Here is a 19,724-nt window from a genome sequence, read left to right as displayed (position 1 = left end):
TGAAAAAATCCGAACGTTCGGATTTTTTTCGACATCGTTTTGCGACAGCCGTAATGATGCAGTGGCTTGATGAAGGAGCCGACCTCTACGCAAAACTCCCATATCTCAGCACATATATGGGACATGCACAGTTTACAGCAACTGCTTATTACATTCATCTGCTCCCTGAAAATCTGACCAAATCCAGTGCGGTTGACTGGGCTTCCTTTTCAGCACTGATACCTGAGGTAGAGCCATGGTAAGTACAGACAGCAAGCTACTTTTTGAGTTAATTCGTGACTTTCTTACTGTTTATCTTCCGAAGCAGAAAGCCAGCAGCCCGAATACAGTGAAGGCATATAGGGATTCACTTAATCTGCTGTTTGAATATATGAAGAAAGAGCAGAACATTCCATTAAACGAGATGTCTTTCGACCGGATATCCAGGACCTCCATAGAGAGTTACCTTGACTGGCTCGAAAGTAGACGGAACTGCAGCGTTTCAACAAGGAACCACAGGCTCTGCTGTATACGTGCTTTCTATAAATATGCCGGAAGCATGGATATGACGGTTACCGCATATGCCATTGAGATCGAAAAAATCCCCCTGAAGAAGGTAGCTAAATCACAGCCTATGAAATTTTTCAGTGAGGAAGCATTGACGGCAATTCTGGAGCAACCTGATACAGGCACCTTGAAAGGAACAAGGGATCTGTTTTACATGATACTTATGTATGACAGCGGTGCAAGGAATCAGGAGGTTCTGGATTTAAAGGTAAGTGATATACATGCCTCCCTTCAAAATCACCATGTGGTCATAAGAGGGAAAGGGAATAAGACAAGAATCGTTCCTCTCATGAATAAGACTGTGGAGCACTATACCAACTATATCCGACTGTTCCATAACGGAGAAGTAACAGATGATCTGCTATTTTATGTTGTGCAGAAAGGTAAAAAGCAGGCAATGTCATCGGACAATGTGGCAAAGTTTATGAAAAAGTATGGAAACAAAGCCCGGAAGGGGTGTAGTAGCGTACCGGAAGAGCTTCATCCCCATATGTTTCAGACACTCAAGAGCGATGCATCTCTACCGTGGAGGAATGCCACTGGCACTTTTATCCGAATGGCTGGGTCACGCTCAGTTAGAAACCACCATGATTTACGCTTATGCAGATACGCAGATGAAGCGTGATGCTATAGAGAAGGCAACCAACAACCTGAACCCATTATCCAAAAGCCAGTCAGGACCTTCATGGCATAATGATGAGGCATTAATCAAACGACTTTATGGTCTAGCATAGCAATAAAATTATTCCGACTTTAAGCATTGCATATATTCAAAAACACATACTTCCCTGAGATTTTTGATGACATCAGCTAAAAGTCGGAATAAACCAGAAGTCGGAATAAGTGGTGTGGGAGGTCGGCCACTCAAATAATGGGTGGCCTCCTACCCGATCGCTTATATATCCTCTTATAATAAAATTCTCTATGCACTGAGCAGGCAGCGGTTTGCTAATTAAAAATCCCTGTATCCTATCACAATTTTGGCTTTGCAAGAAGCGAAGCTGTTCCACTGTTTCCACACACTCTGCGGTTATAATAAGCTCTAATTTATGGGTAAGCTGATCATGGCTTCTACAATTAATTTTGTATTTGCGCACTTCTCAATATCATGCACAAAGATACGCTCTATTTTTACAGAGCCCAGTGAGAGAATTTTTAATAATTTTACGACAGCATATTCTGTTTCCCAATCATCCATAGCAACACTGATCCCCATATTTTTTAGTCAATGTATCCTTTCAACCACATGAGCAATATCTCTCGCCACGACGCTTTCGGTAATTTCGAGTTCTAACCATTTTCCTTCCAGTCCTGTATTTTGTAAAATACTTTCTATCTTCTCTACAAGATTTGGTTGTTCAGATTGACGAACAGAGATATTTGCTGATATTGGAATGGGTGAATATCCATAACTTCCATGCTTATGCGACTTTTAATGTTTGTTATTTGTATCAGCTCCGTTACACAAAATTTTCAATCTTAGGATTTATTTTATGCTGGACGTGGCGAGCGAATAATGCCGTCAGCATTATTCCAATATTTTTTCCAACACAGAAACGAATTCTTTGGAATATTTTCCTTCATCACTTCTTAGTATCTTTATCGCCGCATCCATTTCCTGAATCGGCTTATAAGGTCGGCCGGAGGTGATCGCATCAACAACATCGGCGATCATTACGATTCTGGCGTTGCGGCATATTTCATCTCCCTTTAGCCCTTTTGGATATCCGCTCCCGTCGAGTCGCTCATGATGTTGCAAAACGATATCCGTGCATTCCTTTGGAAGATGAAATGGTTCAAGAGAACTCATGCCCAATTCGCAATGCTGCCGGATATAAACCATTTCCATGTCGTTCAGAGGCCCGGGTTTTTGTATGATGGGTTTAGGAATCAACAACTTGCCTACGTCATGCAGAAAAGCGCCCAATCCTATATTCCACAGTTCTTCATCGGTGTATCCCAGTTCCACAGCCATCATCAACGAAATAATGGCAACATCGATCGAATGTGTATATAGCCAGTCCACGTAGTTGCTCAACGCGTTGACGAACATCCACCAGTGCTTTGTTTTAGACTCAAATATGACAGTGCTTAATACCTTGTTTGAATACTCTAGAACACGATCGTTACGAATATTCATTCTTTCTCCGAGTGCCAGAGCAATCGAAAAAGTTGCCACGCTCTGTCTGATATCAGAATTGACCGGCGCTTCCTGCTCATAGCTTCCATGCTTTTTCAGCTTTGCTATAACAGCATCCGTCGTTTTTTGGTCTTTGGCCAGCAGCAAGACCCCATTTTTGTCATAGATGTTTTTCTTGGCGATAGTTTCAGACATTTTCCCAACTCCTTTCTCTTGACTTGCTCTATCAGCCGCGGGTTAAAGTAATATTACAGCCTAAGCTTACATGAAAGCTTATAAGGATGAGAACCGACTGCCATCGTAAAACATTAAACTCGTGGCTTTGCGTCCCCAACTTTCGGAGGCTTGCCTTTATCAACATTAATTTAGAACTATTCAACTATTGTAATGCAACATTATTGTAATTTTGTTGCATTTTAAATATTTAATAAACCCCTTTGTGTAAATGGTTTAATCTAATTTTTTTAAATTACCACAATTTTTAAGTGTATTCTAGTGTATCTTTTTTGTATAATATAATGTACAAAAGATACATTAGGAGGACAATGATAATTATGACTGTTGAACCGATTAGAGAAAAAGCCAAGATTAAGCAGCTTTATCAATACTTGAATGGAAGTGATCCTAAATATGCGTTGATTTTTAAATTTGGTATTAATACCGGCTTGAGAATCAGCGATATCATCCCTATTAAGGTGAATGATATTTTTAATGAGAAGTGGCAATTTAGAGAGTATCTCATTTTAAACGAAAAGAAGACAGCAAAAGAAAAGAAAATTAAATTAAATGAAACCTTGCGTAAGTGTCTTGATAATTATGTTAAAACTCAGCATCTTGCCTTAGAGGACTACCTTTTTCAAAGTCAAAAAGGCGGTTATTTAGGAAGAATCCAGATTTACAGAGTGCTGAAGGAAGCTGCAACTGTGATGGGTATTGAAAACTTTGGCACTCACAGTTTAAGGAAAACATGGGGTTATTGGACTTATAAAATATCTAAATACAACGTAGGGCTTATTATGGACACCTTTAATCACAGCTCACCCAGTATAACACTCCGCTATATTGGTATTAATCAAGATCAAAAAGACGAGCTGTATTCTATTGTTCAACTATAAAAGCTGTTTTTCGTGTGGATTTATTGAATTAGTCGTAATGACATAATAACCGATATATTGACATTTTCGTGGTGAAAATATAAAATAGTACTAGATAGCAATGCAACAAAATTACAATAATGTTGTATTTAATGGTTTAGTTTACCAAAAAAATTTCCTTTGTTTCCCATAAATTTAAAAGAATAACTACATAAAAAGAGTCGCAGAGTACTAGATTGTACTTTGTGGCTCTTTTTAGTATCTTATTGTTAGCTTTTTAACTTAAAAGTATAAGGCAGGTGATACTCTCAAAGGCTGCAAGCAATCTTTGAGTAAGAGACAGCTCATAGAGACCACAGTAGAGCAGTAAGATGTCTGATTTAGCAATGAGTTCATCCTGATCCTGAGAATCCTTGCCGATGTCATAAACATTAAAATTGTAGACCTTTTGAAGCAGAGAAGCCATATAGTAGTCCACAGCGTCAAGGTTGTAATGTCTATTGTCCTCCTGCGTTTTATAAACTCTCCCAAGCATGACAAGGTGTGCTTGCCTATGTTGGCTTTCGGATAGCATGCGGCGGTGCAGACGTAAATGCATAAAATTGGGCTGCCTCTTAAATGATTCAGCAATCATTTTGAGACATCCCCACAGTTTTACAGCTCCAGTGTTTTTCTGAACACGGCTTTTGTTGTCTTTGCAATTTCCACAATGGCATGGGTTTCCTTATCGCTGCAGTCCTCCAGCAGCTCTGACAGCTCTTTGTCAAAGACTGCTTTGGAGTGAATTAATGTTGTCACATAAAAGCTCATCCACGGAAACAGACAAGGCATTGGCGATCTTAATGATGGTGGGCAGGCTGGGCTTCGTACTGCCGGTTTCCACATTGCTGACGTGAGGGTTGGAGAGGCCGGTTATCTCCGCAACCTGATCCTGAGTGATATCTTTTTTGATCCTTGCGATTTTTATCCTTTGTCCTATAGCTTTATAATCGGTGTTTATCCCGAATTCAGGATAAACATGGGGGTGGCGGATGCTACCCTAAATCAAGGGATGGGGCTTACCCAAAAGGAATACCTCATATGAGCCTCTTCCCTCGCCACATCGAAGCATCCGACGTAGGGTCCCATGTCAAGTCGACCCCCAAAGGAAAGGAAGTGAAGGCTCTCACCAAAAAGGGAATATAATACAACGATTGTGAAGAAAGAAGGTTTATCTTAAATTTCCAAAATCGTGTCTTGACAAGCGGGGACATTACAGATTCCCTCGAATGCCCTAGATGAATTTATTAATGGTGCATTCGGTAATACTTTATCGTATAATATACCTGTCCAACCCCCTAAAAGGGGGCGTAAACCGAATGGCACAAATAAGAAATCGCGGAAGTAAATGTATGGCAAATTGGGATTTACTTAGAAAGGAGGGTGGGGTAAAGCAAACCCACTATGAGACGTTTTATGGAACGAAACCCCAAGCCAAGGCTTATGCAAATGATATAGAAAAAGAACTTAAACGCAAGGTGGGATCCTCGAAATCCATCACCTTTACAATTATAGACTTATTTGATAAATGGTTAAATTCTGTTAAGAGTACGATCGACATTCGTACCTATGAATCCTACGAATATCAGACCAAAAGGTTGAGACCATTCATAGGAGATTTGCAACTTTAGACGTTAACCAACTTTCAATTGATGGAAAGGCTTCAGTTATTAGAAAATGAAAAACTTGCTATCAGGACAATTAAAGATTTTTACACTACTTTACGAACAGCTATAAATTGGGGTTCGGTTTTCAATTTGGTTTAAAAAGACGTGTTAAACCTCCAAAGCTTGAACGCAAAAAACGTGATGTACTTAAACTCAATGAGCTAGGGCTATTTCTTGACTATGAGAGTTTTGGCTCTAACAGGAACGCGCATAAGCGAAGTACTTGGTTTAACCTGGGGTAATGTTGATTTTGAACAGAATAAAATTAAAATTACTCAATCTGCCGACATAAAGGATCGAGTAAGTAAAGAAACGAAAACTGTAAATAGTCTTCGAGAACTTGAATTAGATGAAGAGACTATGCAGGAATTTAGACTCCAAAAAAAGAAATCAGTAGGTAAGTGGTCGCCAAATGATTTTGTCTTTCAAGGTGAAGGTGGCAAACCAACTAAAAATATACTGCTATTTGGAAGACAAAAGAAGCTGTCTTGAAAAAAGCAGGACTACACCATATTCGTATTCACGATTTACGCCATGGTATGGGTTCAATTTTGCTTGACAATGGAATACCTCTAACGGCTGTATCAGGTACATTAGGTCAAGTACCAGCGACTACAGCAGGGGTTTATGATCATTCCTTGAGAAAAGGTAAGAGTATTGCTAACCTATTGTCAGCCAACTAATTTATTAAATTCGGTCAGAAAGTCGGTCAAATTAATTCAAAGTCCACTCTTGCAAGGGTTTTAGGGTAGGGTGAATACGTTCGAGACCAGTATCGCCCAGCAATAATGTAGACAATGGACTTTGGCAAAAAGCCAAAGTCCATTTTGTGTATTTATTTCTGATGGCTAGGTTCCATATTAGGTTTTATGGGCATCGTAGCTTTCAGAGAGTTTATTCATTGAAAATGAGGTGAACTATGACAATATCAGTTATCCTAGGTCCACGTCTGCAAACAGTTGCATCCTTCGTTCCAGAGGGTGCAAAACTCGGAGATATAGGAACAGATCATGCCTATTTGCCGATAGCTCTCTATGAAGCTCATAGGATATATAAGGCTGTTGCAATTGACGTCCATGAAGGGCCCTATCAATCCGCCCTGAGCGCTGTCAAAGGCCGGTACTTGGAAGATTTCATAGAGGTGCGCTTAGGCGATGGATTGAAGCCGCTTATGTCCGGGGAAGTGGATGTCTTAACACTCGCTGGGATGGGTGGAAGAACTATGCTGGAAATCCTGTCTGCGCGGCCGGACGTGGTAAATTCTTTGACCGATCTTATCGTGCAACCGCAAGGCGCAGAGGGCGCCGTACGCTTGGCGTTGCTGGAAAATGGGTGGCGACTTAAGGCAGAACGCTTGGTAGAAGAAGAAAACCGCCTATATGTCGTCATGGCTTATTCGAAGGAGACAGGATGGGACGAAGCCGAATTGCTGAAAAAGGAAAACGAGTGGAATCAACGCTTGCAGCCACTTCTTGAGCAAGGACTTATCTTAGATACGGAATTTTCGAGCCTAGTACATATGCTTGTATGGCATTTTGGGCCACTCGTCTTGGAAAACCGTTCAGACCTCTTAAACAGCTATTTGAACGAATATAGGAGCATGCTGTCAAGACGTTTGGAGCAAATGAAAAAATCTAAGAGCATAGAGATAGAGGCTAAACTTAAAGAAGTCTGCGCTGAATTGGCTTTAGTGGAGGGAATACGAACATGGCAGTAACGGTTGGGTTAGTGGCTCAGATTATTGAAAGAATTGCTCCGAAATCATGGGCCGAGGATTGGGACAACGTCGGATTACTTGTCGGAAGTGGATCGGCCACAGTAGAACGCATCCTCATCACTCTAGATGGGACGTTAGATGTGGTCGAAGAAGCAAAAGCATGTGGGGCCCAGCTCATTGTGGCGCATCACCCCATTATTTTTCGACCCCTTAAAAATCTAAGAAGTGATAATTCAGCGGCTCAAGTTCCACTGCGACTCCTGCATCATCAGATCGGATACTATGCTGCCCACACGAATTTAGATCAATCCATAGTTTCTTCGAGCCAAAGCTTAGGGGAGGTTATGGGTCTTGAAAAGATGGAAATCTTGGAGCGGACAAATGATCAAATGCCCAGCCGCTCTCTTGATGAACCTCGCGGATATGGTGTAAGTGGATACCTCCCTCAACCTGAGAAGTTAGGTATATTGTGGGAACGCTTCTTGGGCCAACTTAGTCAGCCTGGTATTTATGCTCAGCACTATGATTTAGCAGGTGTTCGCTTAGCTGGACAATTGGAGAAAGAAGTGCGAAAAGTGGTAATCGTAAACGGTAGTGGAGGACGATTTGTACCGAAGGCGTTATTCAAAGGTGCAGATTTGATTATTACCGGAGATGTTGACCATCATGCCGTCCTCGACGCACTTGAAGGAGGCATGGCTGTCGGTGATCTGGGGCATTTCCTCAGTGAGGCCCCTATGCTTCAAGCATTGTATCAATATCTATCCGCAGAGAAATCTCTTCAGGGAATTGAGATTCTTGTGAGTTCTATAAATCGCACGCCTTGGATATGATAATTATCTGAACTACCACTGTTGGTAGCAGTACTAGTAGTGGTAGTTCATTCTTAAGGAGGAGTTCGAGTTTAGCCAGAACTAAGGAGAAAGTCAGAAAATAGTTTGTGAAAGTAAATATTTGCACTTGACATAAATTGTCGATTATTGTATTATTAATCTACAAAGAATAGTCAAAAAATTAAATTTATAAAAAGAATTTAATTTGCTATTTAGAACATTTACTATCCTAGAGGCGGATGGAGATATCTTTTAAGAAAGGAGATTGATGAGGCAATGAACCGAACTGAAATATTACGTCTTGAACGTGAAAAGGTTTTAACCAACATAGTAGAAGATAATGGTAATCGTGTGAAATGGTTAACTGCGCTGATGGACATTGACGATGAAATGGAAGAAATGGCGGAAAAGAAGCAAAAGACTAATTAACAATATTATCCGTTTGACCAAAACAGACTTTTCTAGTAGAATAACTAGGCGAAGCTAATCAGATGATCGCGGAGGTAGGGACCGAAAGGTCGCCTCTGAGGAAAGTCCGAGCTCCATAGGGCAAGGTGCTGGGTAACGCCCAGTGGGGGTGACCCCAAGGAAAGTGCAACAGAGAGATACCGCCTCGCACTCAGCATGCTGAGTGTTGGGTAAGGGTGGAAAGGCGAGGTAAGAGCTCACCGGCAGTCAGGTGACTGGCTGGCCATGTAAACCCCACCTGGAGCAAGACTGAATAGGGGAACTATGAACGGCCCGTTTTTGTTCCCGGGTAAGGTCGCTAGAGGCTGTCGGTAACGGCAGTTCGAGACAGATGATCATCACCTCCATACGGAGGAACAGAACTCGGCTTATAGATTGACTTCGCCTTACGATTTCAAAATTTGGAAACTTGATGCAAGTATTCAATATGTTAACCTTGTTTAATAGGATAAGGAGTAACCTAACGGTTACTCCTTATCCTATTAAACGTTACTTTTTGAAACATAACTGTGTTATTGAATTTTTGCACTACAAGGTAGGAGAGGGTGCAATTTAGTTTAATTCTAGTCATATTAGTAGCTATGTAAAATAATACCTAAAAGCCTAAAATTAATTATTAATGCAGAAGGATACTAACAAATTAATGTCGAAAGTTCTCCGTGGCGTATAACAATTTAGTCAAAAACAATATATTGCAACATCAGTTGGAGGATCTATATGTTAAAAGATCTTTTTTTAAATGTAACAATAATTATTTCGGTAATAAGCGTGGGAAACCAGCTTCTCATAAAAGAGGAAATAACACCGTCTTCGTCTTTAAAATTGAGATTATTCTTTAGTTCTATGGCAGGCGTATTAGGAATTTTGTTAATGGTTAACGGTGTTCAAGTGTTACCTGGCGTGATGTTAGATTTCGGAAATATCGCAACAATTTTATCGGCAGGCTACTGTGGTTTTGGAGCTGCCGTAATTACAGGCTTATTAATTGGGATTTTCCGATTGTTTTATGCGGGAATAACCTTTGCATCAATAATCGCGGCATTAACTGCAATTATGATTGGTCTTGGTTGTGGATATATTGCTAGAATTGTTGCAAGTAAATTTAAAAAATGGGTACTAATGAATATTTTCATCCTTATACTACCCAGTATATCGTTTGTTATAATACTTAACAACAAATTATTTTTGTTTAAAACACTATCAATATATTGGATTGGTACCTCTATTGTCTCAATACTTGTTTACTATTACGTTAAATACCTTGATTTATCAAGATTTCTATATAAAGAATATCAAATCTATTCTTCGAAAGACCCTCGTACAGGTTTGAATAATGTTAGACAATTTGATAATGAGCTCAATAAAATGATCAAAGGCTTGCGTGATGACAGTATTATTGCTCTGGCCTTTATTGATATTGACCTTTTTAAAAAGATTAATGATACCTATGGACATCAAAATGGGGATAAAATACTTGAGGATCTAGGAAAAATTTTATTAAGTTCATGTAGCTATTCGGATATTGTATCCCGAAATGGGGGAGATGAATTTTCGGTCTTAATGACGGATTGCCCGAGAGATAAACTTCTAGAGGTAGCAGAGCGGATCAGATTGGCGGTGCAAGAACATAAATTTTATTTGCTTAATGGCCAAGTAATAAGCATTACAGTGTCAATTGGAGTAGCAATCTATCCGGATACTGTGTCTGATATTAATTTAATCGTTGAAAAGGCAGATTTAGCATTATATGAGGCTAAACGTGCTGGGAGAAATAGAGTAATCGTGGACAAGAATGCCTTGGTTTAAATGACTTAAAAATTTTCCGCAAAAGTAAGTTGCAAGGGTATAGGGAATAAGATATGATAATACTAATCTTAACTCAATATCCTTTTTGGAGTCATAAAACACAAAAAAAGGGGCGTGTGTTGGATGAAATTAAAAGACCTAGGGAGAGGCGCACGGATCGAATTATCCAAAATGGCTAAATTGCTTGGCATGAAGTTCATCGGCTATAATCCACAAGCTCAACAAGTATCTTTGGAGGTTCAAGGTAAAGGCGTTACTTATCCTTTGGAAGAATTTATTCAACAATATGAAAGAATCTGCCCTACCACTTAGGCTCGAATTTTTAAGTAAAGTTTGGATAGAAAGACTATAGGTCTCTCACTCATTGGAGTGTGAGACCTATGTATTTTTTACTGTTTTTGATAGAAGAACGAGGATACTGCTTTAAGGCCAAGGTGGTTCATGCCGAAGAGATGTTCCGTGCTTCCGGTAAAGAGGATTCCACCAGGACGCAAGGCATCTGTAAACTTCTTATAGAGCATCTCTTTAGCTTCGTCTGTGAAGTAAATCACAACATTACGGCAGGCTATAAAGTCGAAGCCCGATTGGAAGCGATCTGTGAGTAGGTTTTGGTGCTGGAAAGTGACTTGCCTTTTAACTGGATCATTGATTTGATACCCCTTGTCAGATGGGGTAAAATATTTCTGGAGGAATTCCGGGGGAGTGCTCGCAAAATCATTTTGGCGATAAAGGCCGTCTTTGGCTTGCTGTAGCACGTTGACATCGATATCTGTTCCAAGGACGGTAAACTTGGCAGTCGAAGAATGATTCATCAGTGTCATAGCCAAGGAGTAAGGCTCCTGGCCACTTGAACATCCAGCGCTCCAGAGTTTTAGAGGATTTTTACTCTGAAGGAGTAGGGGGATAATCGTTTCCCGCAAAGTTTCCCATTGCTTGGTATCCCGAAAGAATTGGGAAACATTAATCGTCAGATGTTTAAAGAAGGCGTCATATAAGACGGGATTAGCGTCAAGGGCTTTGAGGAATTCAGGAAAGGTTGGGTGCCCATGGGAATTCATAAAGCTGAGAATTCGCCGTTGCATCTGGTTCTGCTTATAAAATTTTAGATCAAGTCCACTTTTGGGGTGGAACGCCTTAATGAATTCTTCGTATGTATTTGGCAGGGATGCATAAGACAAAAGGGTTACACCTCTCTTCTCGGAATTTTACCTAGACATGTCATTGGAATTAGAAAAAAGACATACATAGTTGCTGAGTGAATAGATTAAAACGTGAATCCTATGCGAAGAGGTCCACAATCAAGCCGCGAATTTCATCAATCTTGGTTAAGACCTCTAGGGGTTTGGATTGCCGATCGAGGAGTTGTTTTCCGAGATCATCCAACGCTTGATCTATTTTGGAGATTCGCGCCATGACCTTGGGTCGTCCCTGAAAATCCCAAGATGAATCTTCCTGCATCTGTCGGCTTTGTCCAAAAGTTGAACGAAGGAAGGATTTCACCATATCGCGGAAATCTTTCAAATCCCGAATTGAGAGGGAATGAGCTAACTTCTTCCCTTGGGTTTCAAGGCGACCGAGAAAGGTTTGGAGTTCAATGCGCTGAATCTTTTGGGTCTGGGACAAGACCCCACTAAAATCGCTGCTTCGTTCCAGTGAGCCCTGAGAATCAAGACTTGGAGTTTGGGTTTGATGTGAAGCATCAATGCGTATAGACATAGTCATTCTCCTCGTAGAAAGGATTAAAAATGCAGACTCGTAGAGCATTTATAAAGACCTTGTTGGGTCTAGGAGCCATCATCTTACCTTGGAGTCTTTTGCCGGCATGGGTTGGAGAGGCCTTGAAAAATGGGTTAGGACATCCTCCGGTTGATTTAGTGATGCCACCTACGACCAAACTGAGTAATGCGAATAAGGCGGAAAGTCTAAGTCGTAGCGCAATGGATGATATTTTAACGTTATCGGGGTCTGAAATGCAAGGCCGCAAAGCGGGGACTGTGGGAGAAGCCAAAGCGGCAGAGTACTTGGCCTCCCAATTAAGTATGCTGGGCTTAAAGCCTATGGGGGACCCAAAAACAGGGTTTGCCCAAGGGTTTACAATTCCACCAGTCATTGAAGTTCGGGTGAATGGCAGACTGACCTTTAGACCGGGAGAAAATCGAAGTTTACGAACACCGAGTGTCAACCTCTTAGGAGGGTTGATGGGTGAGAACCAGCAGGAAGTCATTCTTCTCTCTGCCCATTTCGACCACCTAGGCATTTTTGAAGGTCGTATCTATCCTGGGGCCAATGATAATGCTTCAGGTGTCGGGTGCGTACTTGATGTTATGAGGAGAATCCTTCGTGAGGGTAAAACCCCCAAACGCACCATTGTTCTTGCCTTCTGGAGTGCCGAGGAGATGGGATTTGTAGGGTCAGAGGCGTTTGTCAGGTCTTCTTCGTTTCCTCTTCACCAGATCCAAGCGGTCCTGAATGCGGATACGGTAGGAAATGGGATGATTGGGGACTTTGCGCTCTGGGCGGACGGGGTAAACGTGGCCGTTAAGGCCATACGACAGGCAGCCGCAGAAGCGGGTGCTAGTGCTTTGTTAACCCCACCAGCAGGGCATAACAGTGACTCTGTAAGCTTCGCGGCGGCTAATATTCCGGCGGTAACCTTCATGGCACGTGACTGGCTCTATAAAAATCATACCACGGACGATACGACGGCACTGCTAAAGCCGGAGCAGATTAACTTGGCCACGGATATTCTCTACCGAGCGGTTCGCCTTCTAGCCTTCTAAGGCTTAACTGTTTGGGTGGAGGTTAGTGGGGCAGATACGGCAGCTTGTTGTCCGGGTTCAGTGAGATCATATTTAGATCGGAGAATAATGAGGTCAATTCGGCGGTTCTTGCTACGGCCAGCGTCGGTATCATTAGAAGCAATCGGTCGATATTCTCCATATCCCGTGGCAGAGAGCCGATTGGGAGTAATTCCGTCACGCTGTAAGATCTGTACCACATTGGTTGCGCGAATCACGGAAAGTTCCCAATTACTAGGATATTGATGGGTATTAATCGGCAGATTATCAGTATGCCCTTCAACCTTGATTTGGTTGGGCGCTGATACAAGGACAGTGGATACTTTTTCTAGAATGGCGCGAGCGCGGTCGGTTATACCCGCTGAGCCGCTCTCAAAGAGTAATGTTTCTTGAATGCTAACCACTAGACCACGTTCTTCGATGGACGTTACCAAGGTCGCCTGAATACCATTGTCAGCCGCAAATTTATCAAGTTTGGCCTTAATCGCATCAATGCTCATCTTTTCTGCGTCGACATTCCCCTGACCGGAGTTTTTGTTGGCGTTACTCGATGCTGGATCTGTATAGGTTGTATTGTTAGGATCTGTTCCCTTCCCAGGGACGGTGGCTTTAGCAGAAGGAGTTCCAGTCTTAAAGAGAGATGGCCCGGTTGGGCTGGTCGCCAACTCCATTTTCGAGGGGGTACCCCCGCCGAGGGCTTTGTTTAAGGATTCGGCAACGGCTTGAAATTTCTGGGCATCGACTTTACTCATGGAATAAAGCACAACAAAGAAAATCATGAGCAGAGTAATTAGGTCAGAATAGGTAAGAAGCCAGCGTTCGCCATTATCCTTTTCTGCCTCATGTTCGCGTTTTCTACTCATAGGCTTTCACTCGCTGCTGTACCACTGGGTGCAGCGGCGCCTTCGGATTTCGCCTCAGAGGGGAGCATTGACCCAACGTGGGTTTTTAATTTCTCCTTCAAAATAGAGGGATTTTCCCCAGCTTGAATCGACAATATTCCGTCCAGAATCATTTCCATGGCCGATACTTCCGCTTTATCCTTCATTTTGAGCTTGGTGGCAATAGGAAGCCAAAGAAGGTTGGCGGACGCGACTCCATAGAGGGTGGCAATAAAAGCTGCGGCGATAGAATGGGAGAGCGCCTCTGCATCTGAAAGATTGCCTAGCACCATAACAAGACCCATAACGGTTCCGATAATTCCCAAGGTTGGGGAATAACCACCTGCTGCTTCAAAGACTGAGATCCCAACTTTATGACGTTTCTCAAGGACGGCAATATTTGACTCAAGTATCTCCCGGGTAATTTCTGGATCTGTTCCATCAATGACGAGTTGCATACCTTGGCGAGTAAAGCGATCTGTAACGGTTTCGAGTTCTTGTTCGAGACTGAGTAACCCTTCGCGCCGTGCTTTTTCAGCAAATCGCACCAGTGTCTCGTAGGCTTCGGTAGTTCCAAACGATTGAGAGGTGAACGCAGTTTTGATCCATTGCGGGAATTTTTTGAGATCGGACAGAGGAAAGCTGGTTATAACCGCCCCCATGGTTCCCCCGAAGACAATGATGGCTGCGGAAAGTTGACCGAGCGAAGTTACTGATCCACCTTCTAGAAGGTATCCGGTGATCAGGGCGCCGAATCCTGCGATGATACCGATAATAGTTGACAAATCCATGTTTTTGTTGCCGAGTCCTTTATACTTTTATAGTTTAAAGTATAAGGGGTTGCGACGTACCTCCCTTATTTTTCATTTTTTAGGGAAATTCGATTAAATTTTAAAGATTGAAAGAAAAAGAAATAATTTAGCAAACGTACTTATAATATCGTAACATTGCACTCTAAACTTTAGCGCCTTATTCTATACGTATTATACAGGAAAAGCCGAGTGGGGGCTATAATTCTTGCATTCGCTTGAAAAATGTTTAGAAGTAACTTATAAAGTCGGATAATCGAGAAAATCTGAGGATGGGGAAGACAAAAGAAATAAAATACTCTTTAGTTTTACCGGGTCATCTTCGATATATAAAGTACGAATATGTATTTTGGAGTGAATAAGATGAAAATAGACGTCACATCCATGTCCCCAATTGGGGGCGTTCAAGCAGCCAATCGTTTGAGTCAAGTTGAGAAGAAGCCAATTTCAATCTCCGAATCAGATAAGGTGGCTGTCTCCGAAAAAGCGCAAGTTTATCAAGCCTTACTTCAGAAGGTTAAAGAAATTCCTGATGTCCGGGAGGAAAAAGTACGAACCCTTTCTGCACAGATTGAACGTGGAGAGTTTCAAGTCGATGGACAGAAAATTGCGGACAAATTATTGCTTGAATTCTAAGAGTTTCGCTATACGTTTCAGAAGGGGAGAATTCCATGTCTGAAGTACTTTACAACTTGAATGAAAATTTAAAACAACAAGTCAAACTTTATGAGGAATTCAATAACCTGGAAAGAGACAAACAAAAGGCCTTGCTTGAAAGCAATCTTCAAGAGATTGAGGCAATAACGGCTCAGGAAGAACTTCTCATGATCGAGGTTAGCCGGCTAGAGAAAGAACGCTTCCTATGGGCTGAACAAATCGGACGTGACCTTGGAAAAACCCCAGAAGATCTAACCTTGGCAGAGTTGGCAGAATATTTCCCTGTATTAGATGGGGTACGTAATGATCTAGATCGGGTTGTTGGTCGTTTACAAAAGACCCATGAGATCAACGCTCAACTTCTGGAGCAGGCTATGAAAATCGTTGAGTTTACAGTAGGAATGTTAACTTACCAAGAAAAAAACACCTACAAGCATCCAAACCGGAAAGAGAATGAGGGGAACGGTAAACTGCATCTTATGGATTGGAGGATTTAAACCATGAATTCCACTTTTTTTGGCTTGGAATTATCGCGAAGAGCGCTGGAATCACAGCAGGTCGCTTTAAATATTACCGGGCATAATATTGCCAATGCCAATACGCAAGGGTACACAAGACAAATTGCGAATTTAACGGCAACAACACCTGATTCGATTCTAACTAGGGGAAGAACCCTGAGTTTAGGCACTGGGGTGACACTGGATAAGATCACAAGAGCTCGAGATGCGTTCGTTGATCGGCAGTTGCGGTCGGAGACTTCGAAGCAACAGTATTGGACAGGGAAACAGGATAGTCTTTCAAAGCTAGAAGGAATTATGAACGAGCCAAGTGATAATAGCTTAAGTAATGATTTAAATAAATTTTGGGTTGCGTGGAGTGATCTATCCAAGAGTCCGGAAAATGCCGGAGCTCGCGCGGTAGTGCAAGAAAGAGCGATAACACTTACAGATAGTTTCCATAATATAGCCACACAAATTAGTGATATGCAGATAAACTTAGACTCCAATGTGAAGAACCAAATCGACCAAATCAATGGGTATGCAAATGAGATTAAAGACTTAAATGTTCAGATTAAACGGGCAGAGGTAACTGGTGACACTCCGAATGATCTTCTTGATAAACGTGACAATCTGGTCGATGAGTTATCGAAAATTGTGAAAGTCAATGTGACACAAACGCCAGATTCCACGTACCCCAAGGTCGATACGTATAAGTTGGATATTGGAGATCCACCTCAGACCTTAGTAAATGATGGAGTAGCTAGCCAATTACAAGGTATTACTAACTCCAGTGGTATCGGAGGGAATGATATTACATCTGTTCAATGGGTGGGAGATAGTATTCATAGTGCTGGTGACCCGCTTAACTTGGGCCAGAACTTAGGTACACTTCAAGCAACCATCGATACTCGTGACACATATTTGCCAAACTTGTTAGCAAAATATGATAGTTTAGTTAAGGGAATTGTTACTGCAGTCAACGACATTCATAAAACTGGAACAGCAACTGCAACTGCAGCAACAAATACTAATTTTTTCGATGCTACCAATCTAACAGCAAGTACCATCTCGCTGGATCCCTTAATCTCAAGCGATATAAATAATATTGTTACTGGGGATGGTACTGCAGGCGATGGGAGCATAGCTTCTGCAATTTCCGCTTTTTCGTCGGGGTGGTCAACTCTTACAGGTACGGACTTAACGAACATGAAGGCGACTTATGGGGCTTCGTTGGGAGATTCTTACGGAGCTACGGTTTCTCAACTGGGCGTAGATGTTCAACAAGCTAATCGAATGAAGGCTGGAGAAGATGTTTTGGTGACAAATTTGACCAACCAACGAGAGTCTACTTCCGGCGTCTCGCTTGATGAAGAAATGACCAATCTCATTAAGTATCAGAAAAGTTATTCGGCAGCTGCCCGGATGGTAACTATGATGGATGATATGTTAAGTACTCTGTTGAACATGGGAGTAACAAAATAGGGGTGAAAAGTAATGCGGATAACGAATAATATATTGAGCCAAAACTTATTGCGCAATCTCGAAACGGCCCAAGGGAAAATGGACCAGTTACAAAACCAGCTGTCTACTGGACTTAGAATAAGCAAGCCCTCTGATGATCCCGTTGGAATTGAAAATGCTATGCGCTTGAAGAGCAATATTTCAAGTGTCGAGCAGTGGAAGAGCAATGCAGACTCAGCGTTGGAGTATATGAATACATCGGACAGTATCCTTGGGGATATGACCTCGATGTTACAGCGAGTGAAGGAACTTGCAGTACAGGGGGCAAATGGGACTTTAACTACAGCCGATAAAAGTGTCGTCGCAGATGAAGTTGATCAAATTAAGGATCAACTAAAGATGATGGCTAATACGCAAGTCGGGTCAAGATACATTTTTTCAGGTACCGCAACAGATAAGGAATTGATACCCACGGATGGGAGCACATCCGTGGCAAATGGTAATCCTGTTAATTTTCAAGTAGGAAATAATAAACCGGTTGACATTTCGGTAAATGGACAAACTTTGTTTGGAGATAATACTACTGGAATAATTGCCACCTTGACTAACTTAAGTACAGCCCTGAGAGCAAATAATTCAACGGATATTAACACCGCTCTAGGTACTATTGATACAAATATCGATAATGTCATAGCTATACGCTCAGAGTTGGGTGCACGTACTAACCGAATAACGGCAATACGGGATCAATTGGATTCTACATCAACTAATTTGCAGCAGAACCTTTCGGATATTCAAGATGCGGATATGGCGAAGACGATTACAGATTTTACAAATCAGCAAAATACGTACAAGGCTGCATTAGCTGTTGGGGCGCAGATCATTCAGCCGTCATTGGTGGATTTTATGAAGTAGGGATATTTTGCAAAACATCCGTGCAAGGGTCGACGAGATAGTAATTTAGGGATGTTTAAGAGATTGAGGTATCGAGTATGATTGATCTTCAAGTCCACCAGCAGTTTGGACGTATTGGTTTAAAGATCACTCCACTTCAATATGATTTAACCATTCGTCCACCTGAGCTACAGGTTCAGCAGCAACCGGCCGCGATAACGTTAAAGCAACCTGCAGCTACTTTAGACATAAATATGACCCCAGCGCGCGAGTCGCTGGGGTATTGTGGTATTGCTGCTCAACAGCGCGTATTTAATCAAGACGCTTTGGCGTCATTCAATGCTGGACTTGAGCGCCGAGTTCGAGAAGGAAACGAACTCGGCGCGATTGAAAAGAAGATTACTGTGGCTAAAGTGGTATCTCAGAGCATGGTGCCAATAGATAAGCATTTGGAACTTGTGAGTATTGCGCCGATCCAGATCACGGTTCAGGTAAATCCCATAGATATGCAAATTCGGGTTTTAGGAGTAAGTACAGACCTTACTCAAGGCACTGTCCAAGCAAATTTACAATATGGCACGGTTCAAAGTTATCTAGAACAAGAACCATATGTTCAAATCCAAGCCGTGGGTTCCGTGATTAATACTCAGAGCTAGGCCGGTTTTGTTAAAGCCTTTTAGAAGGAGTTGTAAATAATGTCAATAGAATCACGAATATTTCACTTCCCTCAGGGCCTCCCTGGATTTGAAACACATCATGACTTTCGATTCATTCCTGAAGAAGAAGCTCCGCTTGCTCATTTGATCTCGGTTCAAGAAGATAAAGTGGGATTTATTCTCATGCGTCCCGAAGTATATTTCCCAGAGTATTTAAAGGATATGGATGTTGATGAAGAAAGCATCAAGGTTCTCAACGTCAATGAGAATATTCCGGTAGATGTCTGGGTAATCCTGACCCTGAATCGACAAGAAATGGCCAAGACTACGGCAAATTTACGTGCTCCAATACTCTTTAACACTGCCGCAGGGATTGGGGTGCAAGTGATCTTCAATGACGATCAATATCTGTCGAGGCAACTAGTATTTGCAGAAAACGCACAGCCTCAAAAGGAAGGGGCAGTGGGCTAGATGCTTGTTCTTTCGCGTAAACTCAACGAGAAAATCAGACTTGGCGATGACATTGAAATTACAATTGTCGCCATTTCGGGCGATACTGTTCGCTTAGGGATTAATGCCCCGCGTGATCTTAAGATTTTGCGTAGTGAAATCTATGAGGAAATCCAGAGGCAGAATCGTGAAGCGGTGACGGGAGACGAACTTGGACAGTCACTTCAGCTTTTGAAAGAGTTGAGAATTGATAGGGAAAAATAGGCAATTTCGGATATATAATGAGCGAACTAAACCAGATTGTACTT

The 19,724-nt window shown here is 41.9% G+C and carries 27 protein-coding genes, 1 other RNA gene, 2 pseudogenes and 1 riboswitch; of the genes and pseudogenes, 21 read left to right on the top strand and 9 right to left on the bottom strand.

Annotated elements, in window-relative coordinates:
• From DSOL_RS28370 to DSOL_RS29925, 3 genes and pseudogenes are all read left to right on the top strand, one after another.
• Nucleotides 1–242: pseudogene (locus DSOL_RS28370) on the top strand (hypothetical protein); the annotation flags it as partial.
• On the top strand, nucleotides 236–1,171 hold the full coding sequence (locus DSOL_RS04000; RefSeq protein ID WP_083642294.1) for a tyrosine-type recombinase/integrase: 936 nt from the start codon (nucleotides 236–238) through the stop codon (nucleotides 1,169–1,171). The pseudogene DSOL_RS28370 and the gene DSOL_RS04000, both read left to right, overlap by 7 nt.
• Nucleotides 1,080–1,280: a hypothetical protein gene (locus DSOL_RS29925; RefSeq protein WP_427854372.1), complete on the top strand. Its 201-nt coding sequence runs from the start codon at nucleotides 1,080–1,082 to the stop codon at nucleotides 1,278–1,280. The genes DSOL_RS04000 and DSOL_RS29925 overlap by 92 nt, the downstream gene beginning before the upstream one ends.
• Nucleotides 1,281–1,352: 72 nt before the next feature.
• Here DSOL_RS29925 and DSOL_RS29920 read toward each other — a convergent pair.
• Nucleotides 1,353–1,744 (bottom strand): annotated as a pseudogene (locus tag DSOL_RS29920) (EAL domain-containing protein).
• A 330-nt stretch (nucleotides 1,745–2,074) separates the two neighbouring features.
• Nucleotides 2,075–2,881 (bottom strand): HD-GYP domain-containing protein, encoded by an 807-nt coding sequence (locus DSOL_RS03980; RefSeq protein WP_075363587.1) that lies wholly within the window; start codon nucleotides 2,879–2,881, stop codon nucleotides 2,075–2,077.
• A gap of 85 nt (nucleotides 2,882–2,966) precedes the next feature.
• A riboswitch (cyclic di-GMP riboswitch) is annotated at nucleotides 2,967–3,046 on the bottom strand.
• Between the two features lie 194 nt (nucleotides 3,047–3,240).
• On the opposite strand from DSOL_RS03980, the gene DSOL_RS03975 reads away from it, so the two are divergent.
• Nucleotides 3,241–3,801: a tyrosine-type recombinase/integrase gene (locus DSOL_RS03975; RefSeq protein WP_075363586.1), complete on the top strand. Its 561-nt coding sequence runs from the start codon at nucleotides 3,241–3,243 to the stop codon at nucleotides 3,799–3,801.
• 256 nt (nucleotides 3,802–4,057) lie between these two features.
• Here DSOL_RS03975 and DSOL_RS03970 read toward each other — a convergent pair whose 3' ends face one another.
• From DSOL_RS03970 to DSOL_RS29685, 3 genes are read right to left on the bottom strand one after another with little or no spacing between them, the layout of a single operon-like run.
• Nucleotides 4,058–4,414 carry a hypothetical protein gene (locus DSOL_RS03970; RefSeq protein ID WP_075363585.1) on the bottom strand — a complete coding sequence of 119 codons (357 nt, stop codon included), beginning with the start codon at nucleotides 4,412–4,414 and terminating at the stop codon, nucleotides 4,058–4,060.
• A gap of 20 nt (nucleotides 4,415–4,434) precedes the next feature.
• On the bottom strand, nucleotides 4,435–4,578 hold the full coding sequence (locus DSOL_RS29690; protein WP_345788358.1) for a hypothetical protein: 144 nt from the start codon (nucleotides 4,576–4,578) through the stop codon (nucleotides 4,435–4,437).
• Complete coding sequence (locus DSOL_RS29685) at nucleotides 4,544–4,720, bottom strand: helix-turn-helix domain-containing protein (RefSeq protein WP_345788359.1); 177 nt, start codon at nucleotides 4,718–4,720, stop codon at nucleotides 4,544–4,546. Before DSOL_RS29685 ends, DSOL_RS29690 begins: the two co-directional genes overlap by 35 nt.
• 418 nt (nucleotides 4,721–5,138) lie before the next feature.
• On the opposite strand from DSOL_RS29685, the gene DSOL_RS03960 reads away from it, so the two are divergent.
• The 9 genes from DSOL_RS03960 to DSOL_RS03925 all read left to right on the top strand — a co-directional run bounded on the left by DSOL_RS03960 (nucleotide 5,139) and on the right by DSOL_RS03925 (nucleotide 10,622).
• Complete coding sequence (locus DSOL_RS03960; protein ID WP_075363584.1) at nucleotides 5,139–5,450, top strand: tyrosine-type recombinase/integrase; 312 nt, start codon at nucleotides 5,139–5,141, stop codon at nucleotides 5,448–5,450.
• Nucleotides 5,451–5,666: 216 nt separating this feature from the next.
• The gene (locus DSOL_RS03955; protein ID WP_075363583.1) at nucleotides 5,667–5,978 is read left to right on the top strand and encodes a tyrosine-type recombinase/integrase; all 312 of its coding nucleotides are present in this window, start codon (nucleotides 5,667–5,669) and stop codon (nucleotides 5,976–5,978) included.
• Entirely contained in the window at nucleotides 5,975–6,169 is a 195-nt protein-coding gene (locus tag DSOL_RS29915) for a tyrosine-type recombinase/integrase (RefSeq protein ID WP_075363582.1), read from the top strand. Before DSOL_RS03955 ends, DSOL_RS29915 begins: the two co-directional genes overlap by 4 nt.
• Before the next feature lie 236 nt (nucleotides 6,170–6,405).
• Nucleotides 6,406–7,203 (top strand): tRNA (adenine(22)-N(1))-methyltransferase, encoded by a 798-nt coding sequence (locus tag DSOL_RS03945; protein WP_075363581.1) that lies wholly within the window; start codon nucleotides 6,406–6,408, stop codon nucleotides 7,201–7,203.
• Nucleotides 7,194–8,036: a Nif3-like dinuclear metal center hexameric protein gene (locus DSOL_RS03940; RefSeq protein ID WP_075363580.1), complete on the top strand. Its 843-nt coding sequence runs from the start codon at nucleotides 7,194–7,196 to the stop codon at nucleotides 8,034–8,036. The genes DSOL_RS03945 and DSOL_RS03940 overlap by 10 nt, the downstream gene beginning before the upstream one ends.
• Before the next feature lie 276 nt (nucleotides 8,037–8,312).
• The gene (locus DSOL_RS27810; protein WP_170871431.1) at nucleotides 8,313–8,465 is read left to right on the top strand and encodes a hypothetical protein; all 153 of its coding nucleotides are present in this window, start codon (nucleotides 8,313–8,315) and stop codon (nucleotides 8,463–8,465) included.
• A gap of 50 nt (nucleotides 8,466–8,515) precedes the next feature.
• An RNA gene (gene rnpB, locus DSOL_RS03935) (RNase P RNA component class A) lies at nucleotides 8,516–8,891 on the top strand.
• A 330-nt stretch (nucleotides 8,892–9,221) separates the two neighbouring features.
• On the top strand, nucleotides 9,222–10,310 hold the full coding sequence (locus DSOL_RS03930; RefSeq protein ID WP_075363579.1) for a diguanylate cyclase: 1,089 nt from the start codon (nucleotides 9,222–9,224) through the stop codon (nucleotides 10,308–10,310).
• 123 nt (nucleotides 10,311–10,433) lie between these two features.
• Complete coding sequence (locus tag DSOL_RS03925; RefSeq protein WP_075363578.1) at nucleotides 10,434–10,622, top strand: hypothetical protein; 189 nt, start codon at nucleotides 10,434–10,436, stop codon at nucleotides 10,620–10,622.
• 77 nt (nucleotides 10,623–10,699) lie between these two features.
• Here the strand turns inward: DSOL_RS03925 and DSOL_RS03920 are convergent, their stop codons facing one another.
• Both DSOL_RS03920 and DSOL_RS03915 read right to left on the bottom strand, forming a co-directional pair.
• On the bottom strand, nucleotides 10,700–11,488 hold the full coding sequence (locus DSOL_RS03920) for a CheR family methyltransferase (RefSeq protein ID WP_075363577.1): 789 nt from the start codon (nucleotides 11,486–11,488) through the stop codon (nucleotides 10,700–10,702).
• 100 nt (nucleotides 11,489–11,588) lie between these two features.
• Complete coding sequence (locus tag DSOL_RS03915) at nucleotides 11,589–12,026, bottom strand: YaaR family protein (RefSeq protein WP_075363576.1); 438 nt, start codon at nucleotides 12,024–12,026, stop codon at nucleotides 11,589–11,591.
• Nucleotides 12,027–12,055: 29 nt separating this feature from the next.
• On the opposite strand from DSOL_RS03915, the gene DSOL_RS03910 reads away from it, so the two are divergent.
• Nucleotides 12,056–13,090 carry a M28 family metallopeptidase gene (locus DSOL_RS03910; RefSeq protein WP_075363575.1) on the top strand — a complete coding sequence of 345 codons (1,035 nt, stop codon included), beginning with the start codon at nucleotides 12,056–12,058 and terminating at the stop codon, nucleotides 13,088–13,090.
• Here the strand turns inward: DSOL_RS03910 and DSOL_RS03905 are convergent.
• Together DSOL_RS03905 and DSOL_RS03900 are read right to left on the bottom strand one after the other, a co-directional pair.
• Nucleotides 13,087–13,971 carry a flagellar motor protein MotB gene (locus tag DSOL_RS03905; RefSeq protein WP_075363574.1) on the bottom strand — a complete coding sequence of 295 codons (885 nt, stop codon included), beginning with the start codon at nucleotides 13,969–13,971 and terminating at the stop codon, nucleotides 13,087–13,089. The genes DSOL_RS03910 and DSOL_RS03905 overlap by 4 nt on opposite strands.
• Nucleotides 13,968–14,780 carry a flagellar motor protein gene (locus tag DSOL_RS03900; protein ID WP_075363573.1) on the bottom strand — a complete coding sequence of 271 codons (813 nt, stop codon included), beginning with the start codon at nucleotides 14,778–14,780 and terminating at the stop codon, nucleotides 13,968–13,970. Before DSOL_RS03900 ends, DSOL_RS03905 begins: the two co-directional genes overlap by 4 nt.
• Before the next feature lie 381 nt (nucleotides 14,781–15,161).
• On the opposite strand from DSOL_RS03900, the gene flgM reads away from it, so the two are divergent.
• The 7 genes from flgM to csrA all read left to right on the top strand — a co-directional run bounded on the left by flgM (nucleotide 15,162) and on the right by csrA (nucleotide 19,680).
• Nucleotides 15,162–15,434 carry a flagellar biosynthesis anti-sigma factor FlgM gene (gene flgM, locus DSOL_RS03895; protein WP_075363572.1) on the top strand — a complete coding sequence of 91 codons (273 nt, stop codon included), beginning with the start codon at nucleotides 15,162–15,164 and terminating at the stop codon, nucleotides 15,432–15,434.
• Nucleotides 15,435–15,469: 35 nt separating this feature from the next.
• Nucleotides 15,470–15,952, top strand: a complete 483-nt coding sequence (locus DSOL_RS03890) for a flagellar protein FlgN (RefSeq protein ID WP_075363571.1) — start codon at nucleotides 15,470–15,472, stop codon at nucleotides 15,950–15,952.
• Between the two features lie 3 nt (nucleotides 15,953–15,955).
• Complete coding sequence (flgK, locus tag DSOL_RS03885; protein WP_075363570.1) at nucleotides 15,956–17,437, top strand: flagellar hook-associated protein FlgK; 1,482 nt, start codon at nucleotides 15,956–15,958, stop codon at nucleotides 17,435–17,437.
• 12 nt (nucleotides 17,438–17,449) lie between these two features.
• Nucleotides 17,450–18,331, top strand: a complete 882-nt coding sequence (gene flgL, locus DSOL_RS03880) for a flagellar hook-associated protein FlgL (protein ID WP_075363569.1) — start codon at nucleotides 17,450–17,452, stop codon at nucleotides 18,329–18,331.
• A 77-nt stretch (nucleotides 18,332–18,408) separates the two neighbouring features.
• A complete protein-coding gene (locus tag DSOL_RS03875; RefSeq protein WP_075363568.1) occupies nucleotides 18,409–18,966 on the top strand; it encodes a DUF6470 family protein in 558 nt (185 codons plus the stop codon).
• A gap of 39 nt (nucleotides 18,967–19,005) precedes the next feature.
• Nucleotides 19,006–19,437, top strand: a complete 432-nt coding sequence (gene fliW, locus DSOL_RS03870; protein WP_075363567.1) for a flagellar assembly protein FliW — start codon at nucleotides 19,006–19,008, stop codon at nucleotides 19,435–19,437.
• The gene (gene csrA / locus DSOL_RS03865; protein WP_075363566.1) at nucleotides 19,438–19,680 is read left to right on the top strand and encodes a carbon storage regulator CsrA; all 243 of its coding nucleotides are present in this window, start codon (nucleotides 19,438–19,440) and stop codon (nucleotides 19,678–19,680) included.
• Nucleotides 19,681–19,724 lie beyond the last annotated feature (44 nt).

It is taken from the genome of Desulfosporosinus metallidurans, from assembly GCF_001936615.1.
Taxonomy (GTDB): Bacteria; Bacillota; Desulfitobacteriia; order Desulfitobacteriales; family Desulfitobacteriaceae; genus Desulfosporosinus; species Desulfosporosinus metallidurans.
The sequence above is the reverse complement of the archived record's forward strand: the minus strand, read 5'-3'. Positions and strand labels throughout refer to the sequence as shown.